At 40.1% G+C, this 20360-nt stretch carries 12 protein-coding genes and 1 pseudogene; all 13 read right to left on the bottom strand.

The annotated features are described in order from the left end of the window. Positions 1 to 166: 166 nt before the first annotated feature. On the bottom strand, positions 167 to 1369 hold the full coding sequence (locus QZR76_RS00530; RefSeq protein ID WP_294139433.1) for a site-specific integrase: 1203 nt from the start codon (positions 1367 to 1369) through the stop codon (positions 167 to 169). Positions 1370 to 1555: 186 nt separating this feature from the next. Further along, complete coding sequence (locus QZR76_RS00525; protein WP_294139432.1) at positions 1556 to 3850, bottom strand: Gldg family protein; 2295 nt, start codon at positions 3848 to 3850, stop codon at positions 1556 to 1558. 21 nt (positions 3851 to 3871) lie between these two features. Beyond that, a complete protein-coding gene (locus QZR76_RS00520; protein WP_294139431.1) occupies positions 3872 to 4792 on the bottom strand; it encodes an ABC transporter ATP-binding protein in 921 nt (306 codons plus the stop codon). A gap of 33 nt (positions 4793 to 4825) precedes the next feature. Continuing rightward, entirely contained in the window at positions 4826 to 6442 is a 1617-nt protein-coding gene (locus QZR76_RS00515) for a PKD-like family lipoprotein (protein WP_294139430.1), read from the bottom strand. An 11-nt stretch (positions 6443 to 6453) separates the two neighbouring features. After that, positions 6454 to 7209, bottom strand: a complete 756-nt coding sequence (locus tag QZR76_RS00510) for a DUF4843 domain-containing protein (protein WP_294139429.1) — start codon at positions 7207 to 7209, stop codon at positions 6454 to 6456. A gap of 20 nt (positions 7210 to 7229) precedes the next feature. Then, positions 7230 to 8804 carry a RagB/SusD family nutrient uptake outer membrane protein gene (locus tag QZR76_RS00505; RefSeq protein WP_294139428.1) on the bottom strand — a complete coding sequence of 525 codons (1575 nt, stop codon included), beginning with the start codon at positions 8802 to 8804 and terminating at the stop codon, positions 7230 to 7232. 17 nt (positions 8805 to 8821) lie between these two features. Further along, positions 8822 to 12208 (bottom strand): SusC/RagA family TonB-linked outer membrane protein, encoded by a 3387-nt coding sequence (locus QZR76_RS00500; RefSeq protein WP_294139427.1) that lies wholly within the window; start codon positions 12206 to 12208, stop codon positions 8822 to 8824. A gap of 88 nt (positions 12209 to 12296) precedes the next feature. Beyond that, on the bottom strand, positions 12297 to 13487 hold the full coding sequence (locus QZR76_RS00495) for a FecR family protein (protein ID WP_294139426.1): 1191 nt from the start codon (positions 13485 to 13487) through the stop codon (positions 12297 to 12299). Between the two features lie 25 nt (positions 13488 to 13512). Further along, positions 13513 to 13701, bottom strand: a pseudogene (locus QZR76_RS00490) (sigma factor-like helix-turn-helix DNA-binding protein); the annotation flags it as partial. A gap of 177 nt (positions 13702 to 13878) precedes the next feature. Beyond that, positions 13879 to 17172, bottom strand: coding sequence for a hypothetical protein (locus tag QZR76_RS00485; RefSeq protein WP_294139425.1), 3294 nt, complete (start codon positions 17170 to 17172; stop codon positions 13879 to 13881). Position 17173: 1 nt separating this feature from the next. Beyond that, the gene (locus QZR76_RS00480) at positions 17174 to 17719 is read right to left on the bottom strand and encodes a hypothetical protein (RefSeq protein ID WP_294139424.1); all 546 of its coding nucleotides are present in this window, start codon (positions 17717 to 17719) and stop codon (positions 17174 to 17176) included. An 8-nt stretch (positions 17720 to 17727) separates the two neighbouring features. After that, the gene (locus tag QZR76_RS00475; RefSeq protein ID WP_294139423.1) at positions 17728 to 19161 is read right to left on the bottom strand and encodes a hypothetical protein; all 1434 of its coding nucleotides are present in this window, start codon (positions 19159 to 19161) and stop codon (positions 17728 to 17730) included. Next, positions 19158 to 20318 (bottom strand): hypothetical protein, encoded by a 1161-nt coding sequence (locus QZR76_RS00470; RefSeq protein WP_294139422.1) that lies wholly within the window; start codon positions 20316 to 20318, stop codon positions 19158 to 19160. Before QZR76_RS00470 ends, QZR76_RS00475 begins: the two co-directional genes overlap by 4 nt. Positions 20319 to 20360: the final 42 nt, after the last annotated feature.

Here is a 20360-nt window from a genome sequence, read left to right as displayed (position 1 = left end):
AAATGATTAAATCTCGATTTTTTAACTATGTATATAAAATACTATTATATAGCATTCTACACAATTGAATAGTTTTTTTTAGTTAAAAGATGCTGTAATTTCTTTGATTCAATAACGAAAATATTTTATTTTTGCGAGTAATATATCATGTTTCTTGCATAGAGATCTACTGATCCAACATCTCTATAATCTCCTGATTCACAGAATCTATGATAGAATTTTCCAGCATTGTCAAATAAATCTGAGTCGTTCGTTCGGACGTATGTCCCAATCCCGCACTGATAACAGAAATCGGAACATTGCAATTGCGGGCCATAGTTGCCCAACTATGCCGGGAGGTGTATGAAGTGATTTTACATCCCGCCAATAATAATCCGGACAATTTATGAAGCAGGCGATTATGATTATTTAATGCAGCCAAGTATTGCCTGTAAGCTACTGACCTATCGTCCGTCGTCAGTATCGGGAAAACATAGGGCGAATCTTCAGTCGCTTTCTCGTATCGGACGATAATAGCCCGAATACTGGGTTCAAGCCGAATACAAAGCAGTTGCCCGGTCTTATGTCGCGTATAACAAATCATATCGTTCTGAATATCCGATTTACGCAGGTAGGCGATATCCACAAACGCCATACCTCTCGTACAGTAACTAAATATAAAAAGATCACGGGCAAATGCTAATGCTGCATTCCGTGACAGATCGAGTTTATGAAGCCGGCGTATGATTTGTTCATCAACCGCACGTTTACGCGTCTGGTCCACACCAGTATAGACATTTTGAAACGGGTAGGTCTGCTCGACTATACGTTGCCGGACCGCCTTGTTATAAATCGCCCGCAAAACACGCATGTAAAAAGAGATGGAGTTACGGACAATCCCGCGCCTGACAAGAAAAATACTGTAATCGTCGATGAGCTCCTCGGTCATAGCCACAAAAGGCAGATCCATATCGGCAAGAAACGAAGAAAAACTATTCCTCGTGCGTTCATAATTTTTTGCCGTTCCCCACCGATTGCAACGTTGCAAAAATTCGATTTGCATTTGCATGAAAGCCAGTATAGACACTGGACTGTTAGCGGTTTTATAACGTCTGACAATATCACTTACCGTGTATGTTCTTCCCTGACGATCGAGAAGTCTGATAATATGTTTCAGGTATATCAGGTCATTATCTATCTGTTTTTGTATCGGAACCACATTTCTAAAAGAAGAGATTACCTGCCCGGTATTCGAATTCCATTCGTCAGGTAACAGATGTATCCGAGTTGTTATTTGCTGACTTTTCCCCCTGTGGGATAATTGATAATAAACCGTTCCGGCTTTTCCCGCGACCGTTGAATTGCGTAATTTAACTTTTACTGTTGCCATAGTATTTAAATTTTTGCAAATATGAATTACTTTCCGGAAAGTTTTCCAAAAGAAAAGCAAGCATTTTTCAATCGATTATCGTAAAAAGCAGCAATAATCTTTTCCGCACACAAGTAAGGGGAGCGAATCATATTCGTTCCCCTTGTAATCTTCCTCGCGTTCTCTGGATCGAAAAAGGCCGGACATTTATCTTCCTCTTCTCCTGATCCAGATAAATAGAGCAAAGAAAAGTAAGACGACAGGAAATACTCCCATAAACATTATTTTGATAATATGAGCCCCCGTTTCTCCCACGTATATTTTATTATCAGGAATAGGAGGACGACGTACATCGATAGGCACCTCTTCATCCGATAGCCAAAAGAAGGCTCCCTGTATAATCATGTAGTTAGAAGCATTGATGCCTTTACGAGAACGACTGAACTCACCGTTACTTACACAATCGGCATCCCCGAAAATCATAATTTTCTGTTCCTTCCCTCCCACCTTGCGGGACAATGCCAAACCGGTTACGAAAGTCTTTTGCAACTCTCCTGTCTCCGGATTGAAGCGTACCGTGTCGTCAACAAAATTCGTCATCTGTAACTCGTTCCAGCAATCGATCGTGTCGCTGACAAATAAAGGCGTTACCGTATACCCCTTATCCGTTACATAATCTAACCCCGTGGCACTCGGCATCGTGGCCACGTATCCCCAGGCTTTCATACGTTTGTAAATATAAGAGAAATCAGCAGCCTCTTTTGTCGGGGTAGCAACGATAAGATCAGCCTGGAAGTTTTCCGTCGGGCGTACAAGAATACCCGGCATGAACTGCACTCCGAATTGCTCGATTACGGGGTTCATCACCTCCTGGCGTTTCGGTTCTCCGACAATAAACAAGTTACCGCCTCGGGCGATATACTTGTCAAAGTTCACTTTTTCTACTTCCGTCATCGGGTAGCGCATCTCGGCTACAACCAAAATATTAATATCTTCCGGGATCTCTTTATTCAAAGTGAGATTTTCAAAATCGAATCCTTGATTAATCAAAGAATAACGAAAAGGTTTATCCTGGGTAAAGCTACTGTAATCACGATCGCCTTCACGTTCGGTGTTACGCTCGCCATGTCCGGTCAAGAAGCCCACTTTCGGCAATTTCATCACCAAACGTTTAAAAGCAGCTGAAATCTCCGTTTCTCCGGGAAAAACTTGAGGATCATCGAATACCCTCAAGAAGGTTTTCTGGTCATTCTCTCGTTCCAGTAAACGAACAAAACGATTTTTCTCTCCCGACAAATCGATTTTTTCACGAATCTGTTCCGGCTTCAATACTTTATTAGAGTCCAAACCGAAACTTTCCATCATCTTTTTAGCCTTCCACTCCATTGTCGTATTAGGAAATCTCTTGTCCAATTCTTCCATATTCACCGAATCGTAATAATAAACGTATCTCATTTCCATATCCGGCTTAAAACGAAGGTATTGTCTAAAACGCTGCAAATCCCAATTCCGACTGGAAGGTAAACCATACCAGGCAAAACCATCCAAAACATTCACGTAAGTGGTAATTTTTAACTTGCCGTCCATCCTCGCCACTATATTCTGGCTGTTCGGGGTTAACGTGTTTGTCTTCGTCTGCGTAGCATCATAAAACGACATCAACGCCGGACGGGAGGAGAGATAACCGATAAACATGGCCACACACCAAATACCGACGTATTTTCCCCATGTTACCATCCAAGATGCTTTCTGACGCCGCGATTGCAAACGAACGACAGACATCGAGAGGAATAAAACGATAACAATCAAGAAATAAAGCACGTCTTCCGAGCAGATCAAACCGTTTACAAACTCCCCGGCACGTCCGGAAATAGCTAACCAAAAAGTAATATCCCGCACGAAATCGATCTCCTGCCACAATCCTTTCACGTAAGACAAAGCTGCTAAGATAGCCAAGGTGCCGACAGCAGCAACAATCTGGTAAGAGGTCAAACTCGACATAAACAGACCGATCGCCGCATAAGCACAGATCAAAAGGTATATACCGAGCATCCCCGAAAGAACTACCGGAAAATCAAAATCCTTTACAACGCAAGCGGCGTAAATCGTGTAAACCGTCAAAACGCCGATTAAAACAAGAGCGTATACCATCATCGAGAGGTATTTTCCCATGATGATCTGCGTGTTCGTTACCGGCGAGGAGTAAAGCAACTTAATGGAACCGCTTCCCAGCTCCCGGCTCATCAAACCCATTGTCAACAAGGGGATGTAAAGGTAAAGATATGATTGAACGGCCGTGAATAAACCGCTCCATCCCCCGTAAAGCCCCAATGTAAGCGCCCAATTTCCATAACCCAAGGATTCGCGGCGCACAAAATTTTCAATCAAACCGGAAAAGGTCATACTACATTGAAACGTGAATATGATCAGGATCAACCAGGCGATCGGGGAATAGAACAACGTTTGCAATTCCGTCTTTGCTATTTTCAATATTGTCTTCATTCTAAACGTGTTTTTAAATTATTACTTCTTGGATAATTCGGCAAAAACAGCATCAAGGGAACTCTTCTCTTGATAGATCTCGGTCAAACGCCAGCCACGCGCCACGCTTGTCTCTACCAAACGCTCCGTTACCTCCTGAAAGTCCGTGTATTGAACCCGGTATTTCATCCCTCCCAGCTCCTCGATGACTCCGACACCAAGTATCGAACGTAACTCGTCTGCAGGAGGGGCTGCTACCAGTGTAACCACCAAGGTATTAGGAATGATGTAATTATCAAACTCGTCTACCGTGCCGGCAAAGACCAGGTTCCCTTGCTCAATCATTCGGATGTAATCGCAAGTCGCCTGAACTTCGGAAAGGATATGCGTCGAAAGGATAACCGTCCGATCCTCCGCAATCTCTTTAATCAAATGACGGATCTCCACGATCTGGTTCGGGTCCAAACCGTTCGTCGGCTCGTCGAAAACTACGAACTCGGGATTGTGAATGATTGCCTGCGCTATACCCACACGTTGCTGGTAACCGCCCGAGAGATTACGAATCAATCGCTTATTGAAATGACTGATCCCACAGCGGCCCATCGCCTCTTTCACCGCCTTGGAGATATCCTTGTCAGGCACGTGACGCAAACCGGCGCAATACTCCAGGTACTCCGTTACCGTCAAATCGGGGTGCAAAGGCGGGGTCTGAGGCAAGAAACCCATATGTCGTTTCGCCTCAACCGGATTCTCCCGGATACTCACCCCCTTTATATACACATTACCTTCCGTAGGTCGCAATACACCGCACATGATATTCATAGTCGTGGATTTGCCGGCTCCATTGGAACCGAGCAAACCGTAAATACCGTTCCTGGTAATCTCGAAATTGATGTCCCGAATCGCCCACTGAATCGTGTAACGATGGGACAAGTTTTCAACTTTTACAATTGATTCTTCCATACAATAGATTTTAATTAAAAAACGAACAGCCAGTTAATAGGCATCACCGCTATACGTGTGACCTAACTCTTTTGCGGATACGATTTTTCCTCCCACATTCAGACTCGATAATAATTTAGGTGGTATTTGCCGATCTCCAGGATTAAATTCATAAAATAAAAGAGTCCCGTCCTCAAGTCCGACCACAAATTTTTTATACGAATCAGTAGAATAAAGAGTCGGATATCCGATATACGTCACTTTTGAAGCACATCGTATAAAAAGATAATCCCTATTTACCTCTCTATCTACATAACGAATCTCGTTGCCTTTTGTATACATGACGATTTTTTGAGGTCCGGAATAAATAACACTGGTTAGAAACAAAGAGTTCTTATCCAAATTTCCCCCGGGAAAAGGTTGTACATACGTCCCGTCAAACGCCAGGCAGACACATTCGGGAGAAAGAGCAAAATCTCCCATATAAGTGTTTCCACTAGGATCGTTATAAAAAATAGTATACCATTCTCCACTGTTATCCCTTGTATTATACCTTGTCAAATATAAAACTTCCGTTCCTTCCGGCATCTCCCACACGGGAGGAAAATTATCCTTATTCCCGACTCCTTTTGTCACAGGCAAAATCGTATTCATCGTGATTAATTGATAACCAGGATTGTATATAACTTGTCTTTTAAAAGTAATCCTTAACACTCGTCTATTTTTCTCATCATAACAAGGGACATTCTTTATATTACTTTCAGAATGGCCAAAGGTACGTACATGATATCCTTTTTCATCCATACTATAAGGTTCGGATACGAACTTTCCTCCCAAATAATTCTCAGACATAATTCTTCGGAATATTCTCCCGTCAAGGGTAGTAATAAAAGTATAATTATCACAATCATGCCGATCGACTACATGCAGATTTTCGGGTGTACCATTCAGAAATTCATCCTTTAACTCGCTCACTTTAATCATCGTTTCATTATTGATCACATAAGCAACCTTATCCGTCAATATAGTTGTAGAACCAAGACTGCCAACATTTTTTGCTACTGCTTTCGCTAAAGTGACGGGCTTTCCCGGAATATCATTTTCGTTTACCGTTTTAAAAACGTCATCCGTAAGTTCATAAAATACTTCTATTGCCCCGGAAACTCCATACCTTGACTTTCGTTCCACGTAAGAGAGTTTGGATTGATTTCCTTTTTCAGACAATACCAACCAATTCCCTTCAGAATAACGAGCTTTAATTTTAAGGTAAAATCTTACCATAAAAGCAATCCCCGTCGTTTGATCAATAATGCTGAACGTTCCCGCATGCCCCTTTTCATCAAACGGATTTTCCAATTCAAGAATTTTCATCAACGAATCAGTCTCTATTACAAAATCTGCCTCTTTTCCGAATACCTTATCCCTCAATTTCCACTCATAGCGTACATTGGCTTCATGCAGGGCAGAATCTGTTTCCCATTTAAAATAATCACGTCCCGCAAATTTAGCCTGTCTATTTTCGTAACATGTCATCCGAATTATACTTGAATTTACATCCAGCAACCAAGTCGGAGCATTCAGATCCTTATAATCATAACTTCCGTTATCTTCAAAACAACCGGTCAATAGTAATAATAACAAGGAACAACCTAATAAAACAATATTTTTCATACGATTCATTTTTAAATTGGTAATTTCATTATTGTTCCGTCATCTTCCGTTACGGGAGGAGTTTGCTCGTTCAACCATTGTTTGAACAACATGGCCAGACGGATAGCCTGATCCGGTTTATTCTTTATTAAATCCAGACTCATCTCGGCTTTTTTGTCCGCATGGTCTAAAAATAACTTATACTTTTTCGGTGTATAGTCACCCAACAAATTAATTTCGACCTCCTTGGTCCACCAATCCGGTTTTCGTGCCATGGTAGTTATGATCACTTTAGCCCGTATTCGTTCTACCTGTCCCAAGCGAACGTTATCGTTAGGAACTAACTCCAACACAAGTCTCACTCCTTCGGGCATATTATCCAACCGTGTACTGCGATGCAGTTTTATCCGAATGGTATCGCTAATTTCAGTTGCATCTTCTCCCACCGTATTTGCATGGAAGGTATACAATTCATCTAAATCGTATTCATCCGGACGGGCCGTTGTCTCTTCAGGAATAACCTTAATCCCGAAATCAATATCGGAAGTTAAAAGTGTTCCGGACAAATTCACAATCAACTCGGCCTCCACGTCCTCCGTTCCGGTCGGGTAAAAGAAAAACGAAACTACCGTAGAATCTGCTTCTGCCGTACCAGGATGCATTTCATTGACGTAAAACTTTTTAAAATAGATCTCATGTCCATCCTGAAACAGTGTCGTTTCCCGTTCGCTACAAGCATAAAAACCGATAGCCATAAACAGGAATATGATAACTAATTTATTTTTCATAGTTTATATACTTAAAAAATTTACAAAATCTGATCATCCGGAATCGGAAGCAAATATTCATTCCTATTTAATGAACGTACAATCCCTTTTCCAAAATCGACAGGTGCATCCAATCGTTTGTAGAGGTAAAAAAGCTGTCCTTCCGAAATCCACTCTCTACGGGCATCACATATCAGCTCTTTAACGAAAGAGTTCCAATCCGTTACCGTAATGGATTCCGTACATCCCCGGTTTTGGCGAATTTGATTCAGAATATTCTGAGCTTCTCCGAAATTACCTTTCCGGGCGTAATACTCAGCCATAATATAACGCATCTCCGTGGAACGAATAATAGGCATAATCGTAATATTATTATCCCGTATCTCTTCATTATCACTTATATACCATTTGCCAGACACCGGAAAACGACTATCCCCGCGAGGATAAAAAATCATACACGAAGAACGGTAATCCTTATTGAATTCATTGATCTCTCCACCAGATGTATAAAACGTTTTCTGCAGCTCATGATTCACCATTAACCAAGAGATTGCACTATTACCTTTCCAGAAGCAATTACGCATATTGTAATCTTCGTAAGCTTTTTCGTTATAAACAGCAAAAATCAGATTGGAAACTATTTTCAAATTCTTTTTCGACTCGAATGAGGTTGTTGCCTTCACTCCACTGAAATCATCCTTCGAGAAGAAAGAATAACGAGAATAGTCTGTTTTTAACTCGTATGACATCACCTTTTCAGCCATTTTAAAAGCATCATCGTCTCTACCGGCATATTGATATACTCGAGACAAAAGAGCCTCAATCGCGTAATAACTCAACCGATATCCGCGGCCCTTAAAAAAAGACTCAACTGAACTATCGCCATATCCCGGCATATCCCATTCAAGTTTATTGTAAAAACGTGCTTCTCCCGTGGCGCTAACGCCTTTACCCAATTCGGAAGTATCGTACTCTGCCACTAAATTGCAGGCCCTTTCCAAATCCGCAATTACTTTTTCTAAAAAGGGTTCTACTCCCACACGAACGGCATGGATATCAGGATAATTCTCCACGTAAGGAACATAAATCTTTTTATCATCGTTTATCGGTGCGGGAGCAAACAAACGCAACAGATCGAAATGCATAAGCGCCCTACAGGCATATGCCTCCCCAATGATCATTTTTCGCTCTATATCCCCTTTGAAAAACAGCTCCGGAGAAGCCTTTTCTGCATTCTGTATTAAACAATTGGCATTGGCTATCATATTAAAAGCCGATTTCCAGATTTTCTCGATCATCGGACTGACATAAATATCGTCATAATCAAAAGCACCGGCTGCAATATATTTTTGAGTAAACGGATATCCCCGGGCCATCAACTCCAAATTATATTGCTGGGAGATACAATCTACCATACCAAAACTAAGTTCCCCACCATATAAATTATTAGTCGCCATGGATTTGTATAATCCATTCAACACGGTTCGATATCCATCTCCCGTCTTAAACAATTGCTCTTCCGTCGTCTGCCCTTCAGGTTGAAGATCCAACCAATCATTACAAGAAGTAAAGAATAGAAAGGACAACATTACTAGTATAAAAGTATAGATTTTCATAATCATTGTCTTTTAAATTAAAAACCCACATTTACCGTAAAGCTATAATTCTTCGCGTAAGGATAACCGGTTCCTCTCTCCTCCCTTACCGTCGACCAACGACATATATCATTAGCATTAAAACGGAGTCCTAAAGAAGTCAACCGAATTTTACTTATTAGTTTTTGGTCAAAATCGTATCCTATGGATAAACCGGAAAAACTTAAAAAACTGTAATCCTGTACAAAACGAGAGGTTGGCTTGGTGGTAATCTTATTCTTTATATCATAAAAAGGTGCTATATCTCCCACCTTCATCCACCTTTGGGAAAGAATTCGCCGATCCACGTTAGAATAATCAATATCTGCATTCTCCACCTTCGTCAATAGGGTTGAATTATAGGTTTGCGCACCCCACTGATACAGAAAGGAGGCATTCAGATAAACACCCCGAAAACCTATATTTATTCCGATATTTCCTTGTGCATCCGGAAGGCGATCTCCTACAACTACTTGATCATTTGCGTTCCAGGTATAGGTACTCGTTCCTCCTTTCTTAATGAATTTCTCTCTTCCGTTTGCCGGATCGATACCTGCCGAACGAACGGCATAAATCGCCGTGGTGGAAGCTCCCTCGTAATACATAATCAAAGGTGTTGTTATAAGATCTCTATAACTTGGCCAATCGGAATTATAATTATCGAGAACTTTCTTATTGTACTCTTTAGAAGCTGCTCCCAACTCTACAATCTCATTTTTATTAGAAGCTAAGTTGGCATTCACCACCACGTTAAAGTTTCTATCCTGATAGACCGTAGCATTCATGTTAATCTCAAATCCCTTGTTAAGTACCGAACCGCTATTCGATTTATAGGTACCGAAACCGGAAGAACTCTGAATAGTCACTTCATCAATCAGATCCTCTGTTTTTTTGCGGTAATAGCTGGCAGACAAATAGAGTCTATTATTAAAAAAGCCTATTGAAATACCGGTATCCAATGTTTTCGTCGTCTCCCATGTCAAATCTGGATTACCAAGATATACCAACGAATTAGCCGGTCCCGTGTAATACCAATTATCCTTATCCGTTTTGAAAGTAGTAATCGCGGCATAAGCGGGGAAGCTCACCTTACCGGTACTTCCATATGAAGCACGAATCCGTAACATATTGATCAGCCAATTGTTTTTTAACCAACTGTAATTATGAAAATTTATTCCGGCACCGAAAGACCAGAACGGAGCATATCGTTTATCCGAACCGAATTGGGAGGAACCATCCAGACGGTAAGAGGCATCCAACAAATAAACATCATTATAGGAGTAGTTCAACAAGGCCAAAAGACCGAATAATCGACTTTCCGTGGAGGAGACATCCGATTTATTAGGTTGAATGGCCGCATCGGCCGGTTTATTCAGATTTCCAATCATAAAACCTTTAAATCGCATACTCGTTGATTCCGAGTAAGATTCTCTGGCATTAATTCCGGCAGTAGCATTAATAAAATGCTTCCCAAACTGCCGGTTAAAATAAAACATCGCATTGATATTCCAATTATAACCATCGGAAAAAGACCGGAACAACTCTCCCCGTTCTTTATCCGGTACCCTTTCATAAGAAAAATCCTTGGGATCTGTAAAAGACTCACTCTTCGAATCTGTTTTTGTTATGCTAAATTGCCCTTTAAATTGCAGTCCGTGCATAATAAATAGATTGATACTTAAATTATCTGTAAGATCATTGGACCGAACCCTACCGCTATAACTTTTCAAATGTTCAACCGACCACAAGGGATTTTCCTTTCTATCAAAGCCCGCTCCAACCAGCTCTTTTACCAACTCTCCCTGATCATCATAAATTTCATAATAAGGTTGCAATGTCGCATAGGTACTGAAACTACCGTATGGAGAATCTTCGGAACGGGTCGAACTGTAAGAGATATCGTTTCGGATCTGCAACCACTCTTTACTTCTAAAATCTAATGTCAGACCAGCTCCGGCTCTGGTTCTGTGAGAACCGATCATAACCCCTTTGTTGCTGTCGTAATTGAAATTTAAGTTATAACGCATACTCTTCTCTCCCCCCTCTATACTCATACTATGTTTATGATTAAACACATTCCGTAAAGGTTGGGCCAACCAATCCGTATCCACACCCCGCTGAATACGTTGCAGTATCATGTTGTATTCTATATCCCTCAACGGTTGTAAATTGGGGTCCTCCGATGTGTATTTTCCCATCAGTCGTTCCACCTCCAACTTTTCAGCCGCATTACAAAGGTTATAATCCGACAGATCCGGTAATTCAACTCCTCCGTTAAAACTATAATTCACACGCATCTCTCCCATTTTAGGAGCAACGGTAGTCACTACAACCACCCCATTGGCAGCCCGAGAACCGTACATGGCCGTGGCGGCAGCATCTTTTAAAATCGTAATACTCTCGATACGGTTCATATCCATATCGTAAATCTTCTCCACGCTCGCCTCAAATCCGTCCAGAATAAAAATCGGTAAATTCGGGTTATCCTTCAAACTGGTTCGTTGCGTTCGTTTCGCATCCTCCACGTCTAACCCCTTTGTCATGGCAATACTGGACTCACCCCGGATATTAAATTCGGGTAAAGCATTCGGATCGGACCCCCATATTGAATTTTCCCGGATACGAAACGAGGGATCGAAAACCTGAAGAGCAGCAATCACATTTTTATTATTGGCTTTTAATAGCTGATCTTTGGTTACCGTCACCGCATTACCCGTAAAACTCTCTTTCCGGATATTCGCGTAACCGGTCACCACCACCTCATCTACCTGTTTCACATTCTCTTTCAATACCACGTTAACGGTATCCTTCCCCGTGTATTTGATCTCCTGTGACTCCATTCCGATAAAAGAAAACAGCAAAGAAAATTTTTCCAGATAAGGCAAGGATAAAACGTACTTTCCATCCCTGTCCGTGGCTGTTCCCAAGGTAGTTCCTTTCAACAAAACGGTCACCCCGGGGATAGACCTCCCTTTTTCATCCGTCACTTTTCCTAAAATTCGGATTCTTTTCTCTTTTTCCGAGACATTTTTAGTATCCCGACGAAATACTATAATTTGGTTTCCGGATATCTCATAAGTGTATTTTGTTCCCGAAAATACCTTATCCAACACCTTATCCACGGTCTCGTTCGTTACCGAAACAGAGATTTCCTTTATAGCTCTCTCCTGCTCGTCGTTATAAAAAAAATTATAGGAGGTTTGTTTTTGTATCTCTCGAATCAATACGGAAAGAGATACGTTCTTCAAGTTTAAAGTCACCCGCTGGGGGTCTACCGGACGACCTTCTGCCGTCAAGCAGTATGAACTTGTTCCTAAAAGAATCAATAAAAATACCTTACAGATAAATTTTATCGACACGAACAAAAAACATCGCTTTTTTTTCATAGCTTTGTAATGTTAAGTTAATACTAAATGGATAGCTTAACGCAGGGAGTATCTAATCGTGTTGGAGGCACAGGAGATACTCCTTTTGTTATCTTTTCAAAATAATTCGATCTTTTTCTATAGTATAAGTAATATTTAAATTTCTACACATGGAGTAAATGACTACCTCAACACCGTCTTCCTTTTCAAATACCCCTTTAAATGATTGATTAAAAACGATTCCCGTTTCATTCACGATACGAACTCCGTACCAACGTTCTAATTTTCGAACCAATTCATCGAACGGTTCGTTATTGATAGCAAGGATACCCTCCTTCCATCTTACCTTATCTGCCGCATTCACTTCCATGATCTTTATCTTTCCGTTACCCGTATTCAACAAAAATTGTTGATCGGGACGAATAGTAACCGCATGTTCTCCGGCATGTACCCGTACGGACCCCTCGACAAGAGTCGCACTCACGTTATTTTCATCCCCGTAGGTATCCATCTCGAAAGAGGTTCCCAACACCTCGGTCTTTATCTCCCGGGCAACGGCAATAAAAGGACGAGACGAATCTTTCGCTACCTCAAAATAGACGTTTCCCCGAACTTCCACTTCCCTTTTCTCCTTTCCGAAACAAACCGGATAACGGATCGAACTCTCTGAATTAATCCACGCTTTCGTCCCGTCAGACAGTTGCACGGAAAAACGTTCTCCCGCCGGCACAACCATCTCATTATAAATATTTTCAAAATGCTTCGTCTCCTCCCAAAAGCCATTTACCTCATACACGATCTCCCGTCGATTTATCTTGTGAAGCCGAACAACTTCTTTTAACTCATCCGGTAAGGATAACGAATCCTGCATCACACTTACCTTTTGCCCGTCGGACAAAGTCAAAGTGATCTCCTTACCCCGGCATATTTCCAAGTTGTTTTCCAACGAAACAACCTCTTTAGGCATACGGGGCCACACAATTAAGACGATACCGATTAATCCGACTACTGCCACGGAGGCAACAGACCACAACCATTTCACGTGACGTTTACGTTTCGAAGGTGTATTCATAAAACGACGATAATCTCGTAAACCGTTTTTTAATATCTCCTGATCTACATCCATACCCGAAGTCAGATGCCATACCTTCTTAAATTTCTCGAAATAGATCCGATTCTTCTCTTGTTTTATCCACTTTATAAAATAAACGATCTCTTCCCGGCTTGCACAATCCATCAAAATACAAACCAGTAATTCATCTATGTCAAAATTGTCGGATTTCATTTTTTCCGTCTCCATATCTTAAAGACAGTTGAAAATGGTTTTAGTCCCAACGAAAGATCGAAAAAAATAAAATAATTTGTAACAAATAATCCAATTTTTCACGCAATCTACTCAAAGCAATGGAGATATGACGTTTCACCGTTTTCTCGGAAATAGCTAATTTTTCAGCAATTTCCCTGTTTTTCAACCCATCGATCTTATTTAAGATAAAAACTTTTTTGCATTTCTCGGGTAATGTATCCCGATCATGATTTTATTCCCTAAAAGAACAATAAATAAGAAAAGCCACAACTGCAAAAAGAAAATACATAAAAATTACATCAAACTTTTTCACAAAAAAAATAAACCGATTGATATTCAATCGATTTATCTCATCACAAGCTATTTACAACCTATTAAATGCCTATTATTTTCCTTTCCAGATCCATTTTACCGCATCGGCATAAATCACTTGTTCTTCATTTGCCCCCCGATCACTCAAAACCACCCGATTTTCTCCGGCATTCAAATCAAACTCTCCTAAAGAAAACCATCCTACCTCTTCCTGCATATTGGTTCGTAAGACAATATCCTGATTCCCATTCCGACTCGATAACTCGTAATATTGAGCAGCCTCTCCCGTGTAACGAACCTGACGATACCCGATATAAACCCAAACTTCATATTTTCCTTCCTTGGGTAAATCGACTCTCCACTCAGCTTTACACCCCCCGTTCCCAGTCTTTTTGTAAACCGAACTCCGGATTACATCACCATACATTAAGGTACCCATACAATAGGTCCAACGGAGCGGTAACTTACTTTTGATATTCATCAATACTTCATTCGCGTAAACGTACTTTCTTTCTTCCTCTCCGGAACAAGTAAATAGACCCCGACGTTTATCCGAATCTATCAAACAGAACCCCGGATCTTCATTATCCACGATAAATTCGTTGTGGTCCGGTTGAAAAAAACGTTTATCAGTATCAAAAACACCACAAGCAGTATCTGTAACTTCTGCAACATCCGTAAATAACAATAATTCATCATAACCCGCCGGGAAGTTGCGGGATAAATTCAAATTCAGGTTATAAACAGGCAAATAATCCACTATATTTTTTATTTCCTTACAAGTTCCGGCCGGAATGTAATAACAATAATCAACGCCTCGATTCTCTATATCAGCAATAGTTAATCGTATAATTCCATCCGTTGTACTCGTGTTAAATATCTTAAAGCGTACGCGATACTTTTCTTCCCCATCGACAAGTACTTTATCCTTTCCGACATCTTTTACCAAATAGGAAGGAATTCCCCGTTGTCGGTACCAATCCGGCAGAATACCCATTAGGTCAATTCCCAACTCAGACCTTAACTCGTCACACAATGTTTCTAAAGAAAACTCCTGAAAAGCATGCCGGGCTTCAAACTTTGTCAAAAAATCATAAAATCGATCCAACGGTACCTTTAACGTTATATAATCTCTCAAATAATCCACTTTCAACTGAATAATCATTTCCAATATATCTCTTGAAAGAGAACCATCCTGTAAAGCGTCTTCGAAACTATACTTCTCCAAATAACGAGTAGCCCGAAATGCTGCTTCATTCCCAGAAAAGTTAGCTCTTACAGCTTTTCTCCTGTCAGACATTGTAAATAACACTCTATCCATTACCGGATATTCCGTTGAAAAAACGGCGTGAAGGTAATTGAGAAACATCGGAGATACCCATTGTCCGTTCATCACGTTTTTTTGTACCCCTCCCCAAGGGAAAAAAGTCAAAAAAATATTTTTATCCATATAATATACAGATGGTTGTCTTAAACTGGACTGTAATAAATCCAAAAAATACTCCCCGTTTGTTTTATCCTCAACCAACCCTATTAATTCCCGCCTATAACTATCCATCATCATCACGGAACGCTCGATATACATGATTTGATTGGTCACCCATTTTTCCGGGAACATCACGATTTCCGGTTGTACGAATTCACTTCCGTTTTTCCAATTACGATCATACGTCCCGAAAGAAACGGGAGTCTCTAACAATACAAATTTACGAAAAGAATAGGAGGGAAATTTATTCTCTTGTTCCTTTATCGCTTTCTGCAGCATCTCTTCCGGCATCCCTTCGTACAAAGACATCACGTGATCATGTCCCTTAAAATAATAAAGTTCAAATTTGACAGAATCCACATTTAACGTCTTGCTCTCGTAAGTAGCTATACATAAAGTCAACCCCGTCAAACTTTGCTCGTTTCGGAAATATACCGTATCTCCTTTCCGTCGTAATTCACCTTGAGAAATTACTGATCGTTCCCCTGGATCGACAACCCGTAAACAAAAATCCGTAAAATCTTTCGCAGTCATATAAACGGAGGACAAATTCACGGGAGGAACTGCTACCGGATACCAGATCGTCTCCGGTGTCAATAATGTGTATCGATCTCCTATGAAAGCATAACGTTTCCCGAAACGCAACGGGCAATTCCGCCATTGCATTTTCCAATACGCTTCCTTTTCCACGTCCAAATAACATACCCGTTCATCTATTTTTCCCCCGTATTCCAAATAAAAAACTACCGTATCCCTGCTCCCCAAGGGGCAATTAACTTCCACCACCTGATTCTCCCGAGTGAACTTAACGGAACGACCCTTTTTATCTGAAAAACGGGTTATTTCTAACCCCGGATTCAAATATAAAACAAAACGTGAAACAGGCTCATGACCACGGTTTACCACGGACAATTTGCTACTGGCTTCTATCCTGTCATCAATCTGCTTCACCTGCAAATCATGCCGTACTACACGAATAAAACGATCATTATCATACTTTTTTCCTGTCTCCGTATAATGATCCCGAACCCGGTTAGTCTTTTCGTAAGGATACAAATAAAAAACACCACATAATATACCTAACAGCATCAGTCCTTTCCCGACCACCACGACCCATATCCGGCCCCCGTTCCGGTTCGGCAATCTATTTTCCTTACCAACCGTCCATAAACATATGCCGACACCCCACAACAGGAATACAAACCGATGTAAAAGGTAATTCCCCAAGCCGACATGCCCTACAACATCAGAAAACACATTCGGTAAATCCGTTGCAACAAAATCCAGAATCCCGTGCAACACCCCCGCAAGCCACCAATAGGTCACGATAAAAAAAAGGATCAGCACCGGCAAAGCAATTCCCTGCTTTCTGAATAATCCGGTAATACCCATTGACAGACCGGTACAAAATACCAAAGCGGGAAACGAAAGTGTCAACCAATAAAACAAGTACGCCCATCCTCCAAAAGGAGAATCACTACCGAACAAATTCAACAAAAAAACCATCACCATCGAAACGAATTGCACAACCACAATTGTCATCACCACACCGATCGCCTTTCCGCACAAATATTCCGCATTGTCAACCGGACGTATCCTTATTGCCTCTAAACTATCCGCCTGTCCCTCTGACGATCTCCATTCACATACTGAATATATAACCAGAAATGATTGAAAAACACTTACAAGATAGGCATTTACAAAAGGCATGGAAGAAGGTAAAGCCAACATAAACCAAAGGCTTGCAAGATCTCCCTGAAATACATATTGACAACAGAAAACAAGGATCCATAGTAAAAATGCCAATAGCCGGAATACCCCGTTACGCCAAAGCAAACGGTACTCATAATAAGCGACCCATGCAATCATTCCAGTTTTCATATTATTTTCTTTTTATACCTCTTGCAATGACTTCCTTATACAATCGCCAAAGCTCGTCATTCCCAATAGGTGTTCCCACTAAAACAACTTCTTTCTTTTCATTCAACAAAAACGTCTTAAACTGATAGTTATCAGGGAATTTATTTAATTTTCCCATGCCTCCTTTTTTATCAAAAAAAATGGGATATTTAAAATTATTTTGCTTAGACAGGATAACAACCTGTTTCGGATTTTCTACATGCGCAACAAACAAAAATGCAAGAGAATCCGAGTATGCCTGAGTTTCTTTTATCTTTTTGTACCACTCGTATAATTGAAGCCTGCATTCCGAACATTCGTTCGAATCCACGTATACAAGAATAGAATAATATTTATTTAATAAATCATTACACGTTGTATCTTCACCTAAAAATTTCGCTTCTAACGTCGAAGGAAAAGCTATCTTTTTCCCCTTCCATTCTTTCTGCATATTTTTCTCTATCCTCTTTTCATTACTCTGGCAAGAGAAAAACAGACTCATTAACATCCATATGACAATAATTCTCATCACGTCTATTATTTAAAAAACAATCTTAATAATCCATTTTTTGTCTTTACAACAAAAGGAATCGTAGGAGTAAAATCATTGCGTCTCAAAGTTGTCAAATAACTTTGCGGATAGTACGGTTTATTACCATGATGTAAAAATTGAGCTTCTATATCCTTATACTCGCTCAGGTCGGTAATAGCCTGACCGCTATTGAGCAAATCCGGTAACCCATCAAACGCTCTTGTATCATATATTCCAAAAGGATATGAAGCGACAAGAACCGCTTTTTCTCGTAAAAACTGCATCTGAGCATAAGCGGGAATTCTCTGATAAGTCATACTTTGGAAAGCTTCTGTTTCAACCAACATATTTTTCTCCGGATTACGCCTCGAGGGCATCTCAATACTTCCAAATTCGGTCTGGTCCGATTTATGTTTCCAGACGGTCTCTTGTCTACACGAGTGAACAAACACGTTTCCCTCCTCGTCATAAGCCAACTCTATCTGCATCTTTGTCGAAAAAGGGGCATAAGTTTTGGTTAAATTGACCAATTGATAAAAATGGTAATCCAAGTAATCGATCTCAAGTCTTTTTAATCTGAAATCGTCCTTATCGATAAACAAAACTCCTTTACAATAAATTTTTATATCTTGAGGATAGTATTTTTCCCGCGTCGAAAATACGTATTTGTAACAATTACTATCCGGCTCAATCGGCTGTATATCATAATATTTCAATTTGGAAAACAACGGTCCCCATAAAAATACAGCACGCAAGGCTGGAAAAATCTTTTTACTTTCCGCATTGTAAGACGACTCTATATACGGAGTCCTTAATGTATCCGAACGATCAGGAAGTAAATTAAAACTCCTTGCCGAATAGACGGGAATAAATTCGAAATTATAGTCCAAATCCCATTTCTCTTTTTGCTTCACATGTCCCGACGTTAAAAAAAAACCATATTCCCTTCTGTATTCCACAGCCTTGGAAAAACAGGTCGTTATTTTCGTGTATTGGGCTTTCCCGTAAAAATTCATATTATTTTTCGGAGAAACAGGTTGTAATTCCTTTATCACCTTTTCTAATAAATCAGCACTCTTCATTCCCACAACATTTACATCTTGCAAAAACTCCATTTTCGTAGAAAGAGCCAATCGTTTCATCGACACCAAATCCCGAACAGCAACGATAGAATCTCTATAGCCCAAATACGAAAATTGAATAGAATCCAGTAAGGAGATACCTCTGGTTGAGAAACTACAATACCCTTTTTCATCTGTTGTCGTAACAAGACAATGTCTATTCGGGTTAACAACATAAACCCCGAACAAGGGATCAGAAGAAGTATTCGTTACCTGTACTCTCAAAGAATCAGGAAGTGATTCGGCATGCAAAACACAAACACAACACACGAATACAAACAACAACAATAATCTTAAAACGTACATTCTAATTCTCATAATTTAAAACGATAAATGATAAACTTTTCATTCACATAATCCGGCTTACTACTCGCATAATACCAGGGAGAGATATACCCTATAACTTCAAATCCACGCGGGACATTGAAATCTGCAACAAGGCAACGATCCCGGTAAACCTGCAAACCATCTTCAAAAGGAGCCTTCTGTTTCTGATAACCTCGAAACAAAACATTTGTTTGCGGAACCCATTTCAAATACCGATAATAACCATAATTTTGACGACACTCACTAAAATGAATATCACTATCCTCAAAAGTTCTAAATTCAGGATAAGCTGTATTCATATTCATCCCGCTATTACCAAATGAAATTACCGTAGAATCCTTCAAATTCATACGATAGATAAGAGTGTCTACCTCAAAGGAAAAAAATAAACTATCTCTATGTAAGTCAAACAACAAATACTTAAAATTTGAAAGATAACGGAAACGCTTATACACGGGCGGATAATTGCATAACAACTGTTCAATCATCCCGTTTTTTAAAGAGAGTTTTGCCAAATTAAAACTTTCCGAATAATATTGTGGGGTATGTCCCTCCCCGTAAGCATTAAATTTAAAGTGTTCGGTTACTACCGGAAAAAACAGATACTCGTCATAAGCAATTATTTTATTTTTCCCATACTCTACTTCATAAATATTCGGATTATTAGGATCGGGGTGTTCAAATTTACTACTGTCGATAAACTCTCCATCCCAACGAATAAAAAATTTTGAATCTACATTCAAATTACTATCCAGAAGGTAAATAAACCATTGCTTATCCAAAATGATGAAACGATCCCGGTCTGCCACCGTCATCTGGTTTAAACCGGATACTTCATTTTTTCCTCTCCCGAAACCCAAAACAGAACGAGCATATCGCCCCTCTTTATCATAGACCAGAACTGACGATAAAACCCGATCTACAAAATAAAGAGTATCATCTTTTATCAAAAAATCTCCTTCCATCGATGCCTGTTTTGCACTAAAATACAGTGTATCCAAAAACAACGATGTAGGATATGCTATATCCCTGCACGAATAATTTTCAACAGCATCGTAAGCGATCTTATTTCGTCCCTCTGGAATTTGAATCTGTCTACATCCGACTCCAAGGATCAACAATAGCAAAACACATAGGTTTTTCTTCATATTCTACTTTTGTTGAGGAAAGTATTAAAAGCTTAGAATTTT

This window comes from uncultured Sanguibacteroides sp. (assembly GCF_900543425.1).
In the GTDB taxonomy this organism is placed as follows: domain Bacteria; phylum Bacteroidota; class Bacteroidia; order Bacteroidales; family Marinifilaceae; genus Gabonibacter.
The sequence above is the reverse complement of the archived record's forward strand: the minus strand, read 5'-3'. Positions and strand labels throughout refer to the sequence as shown.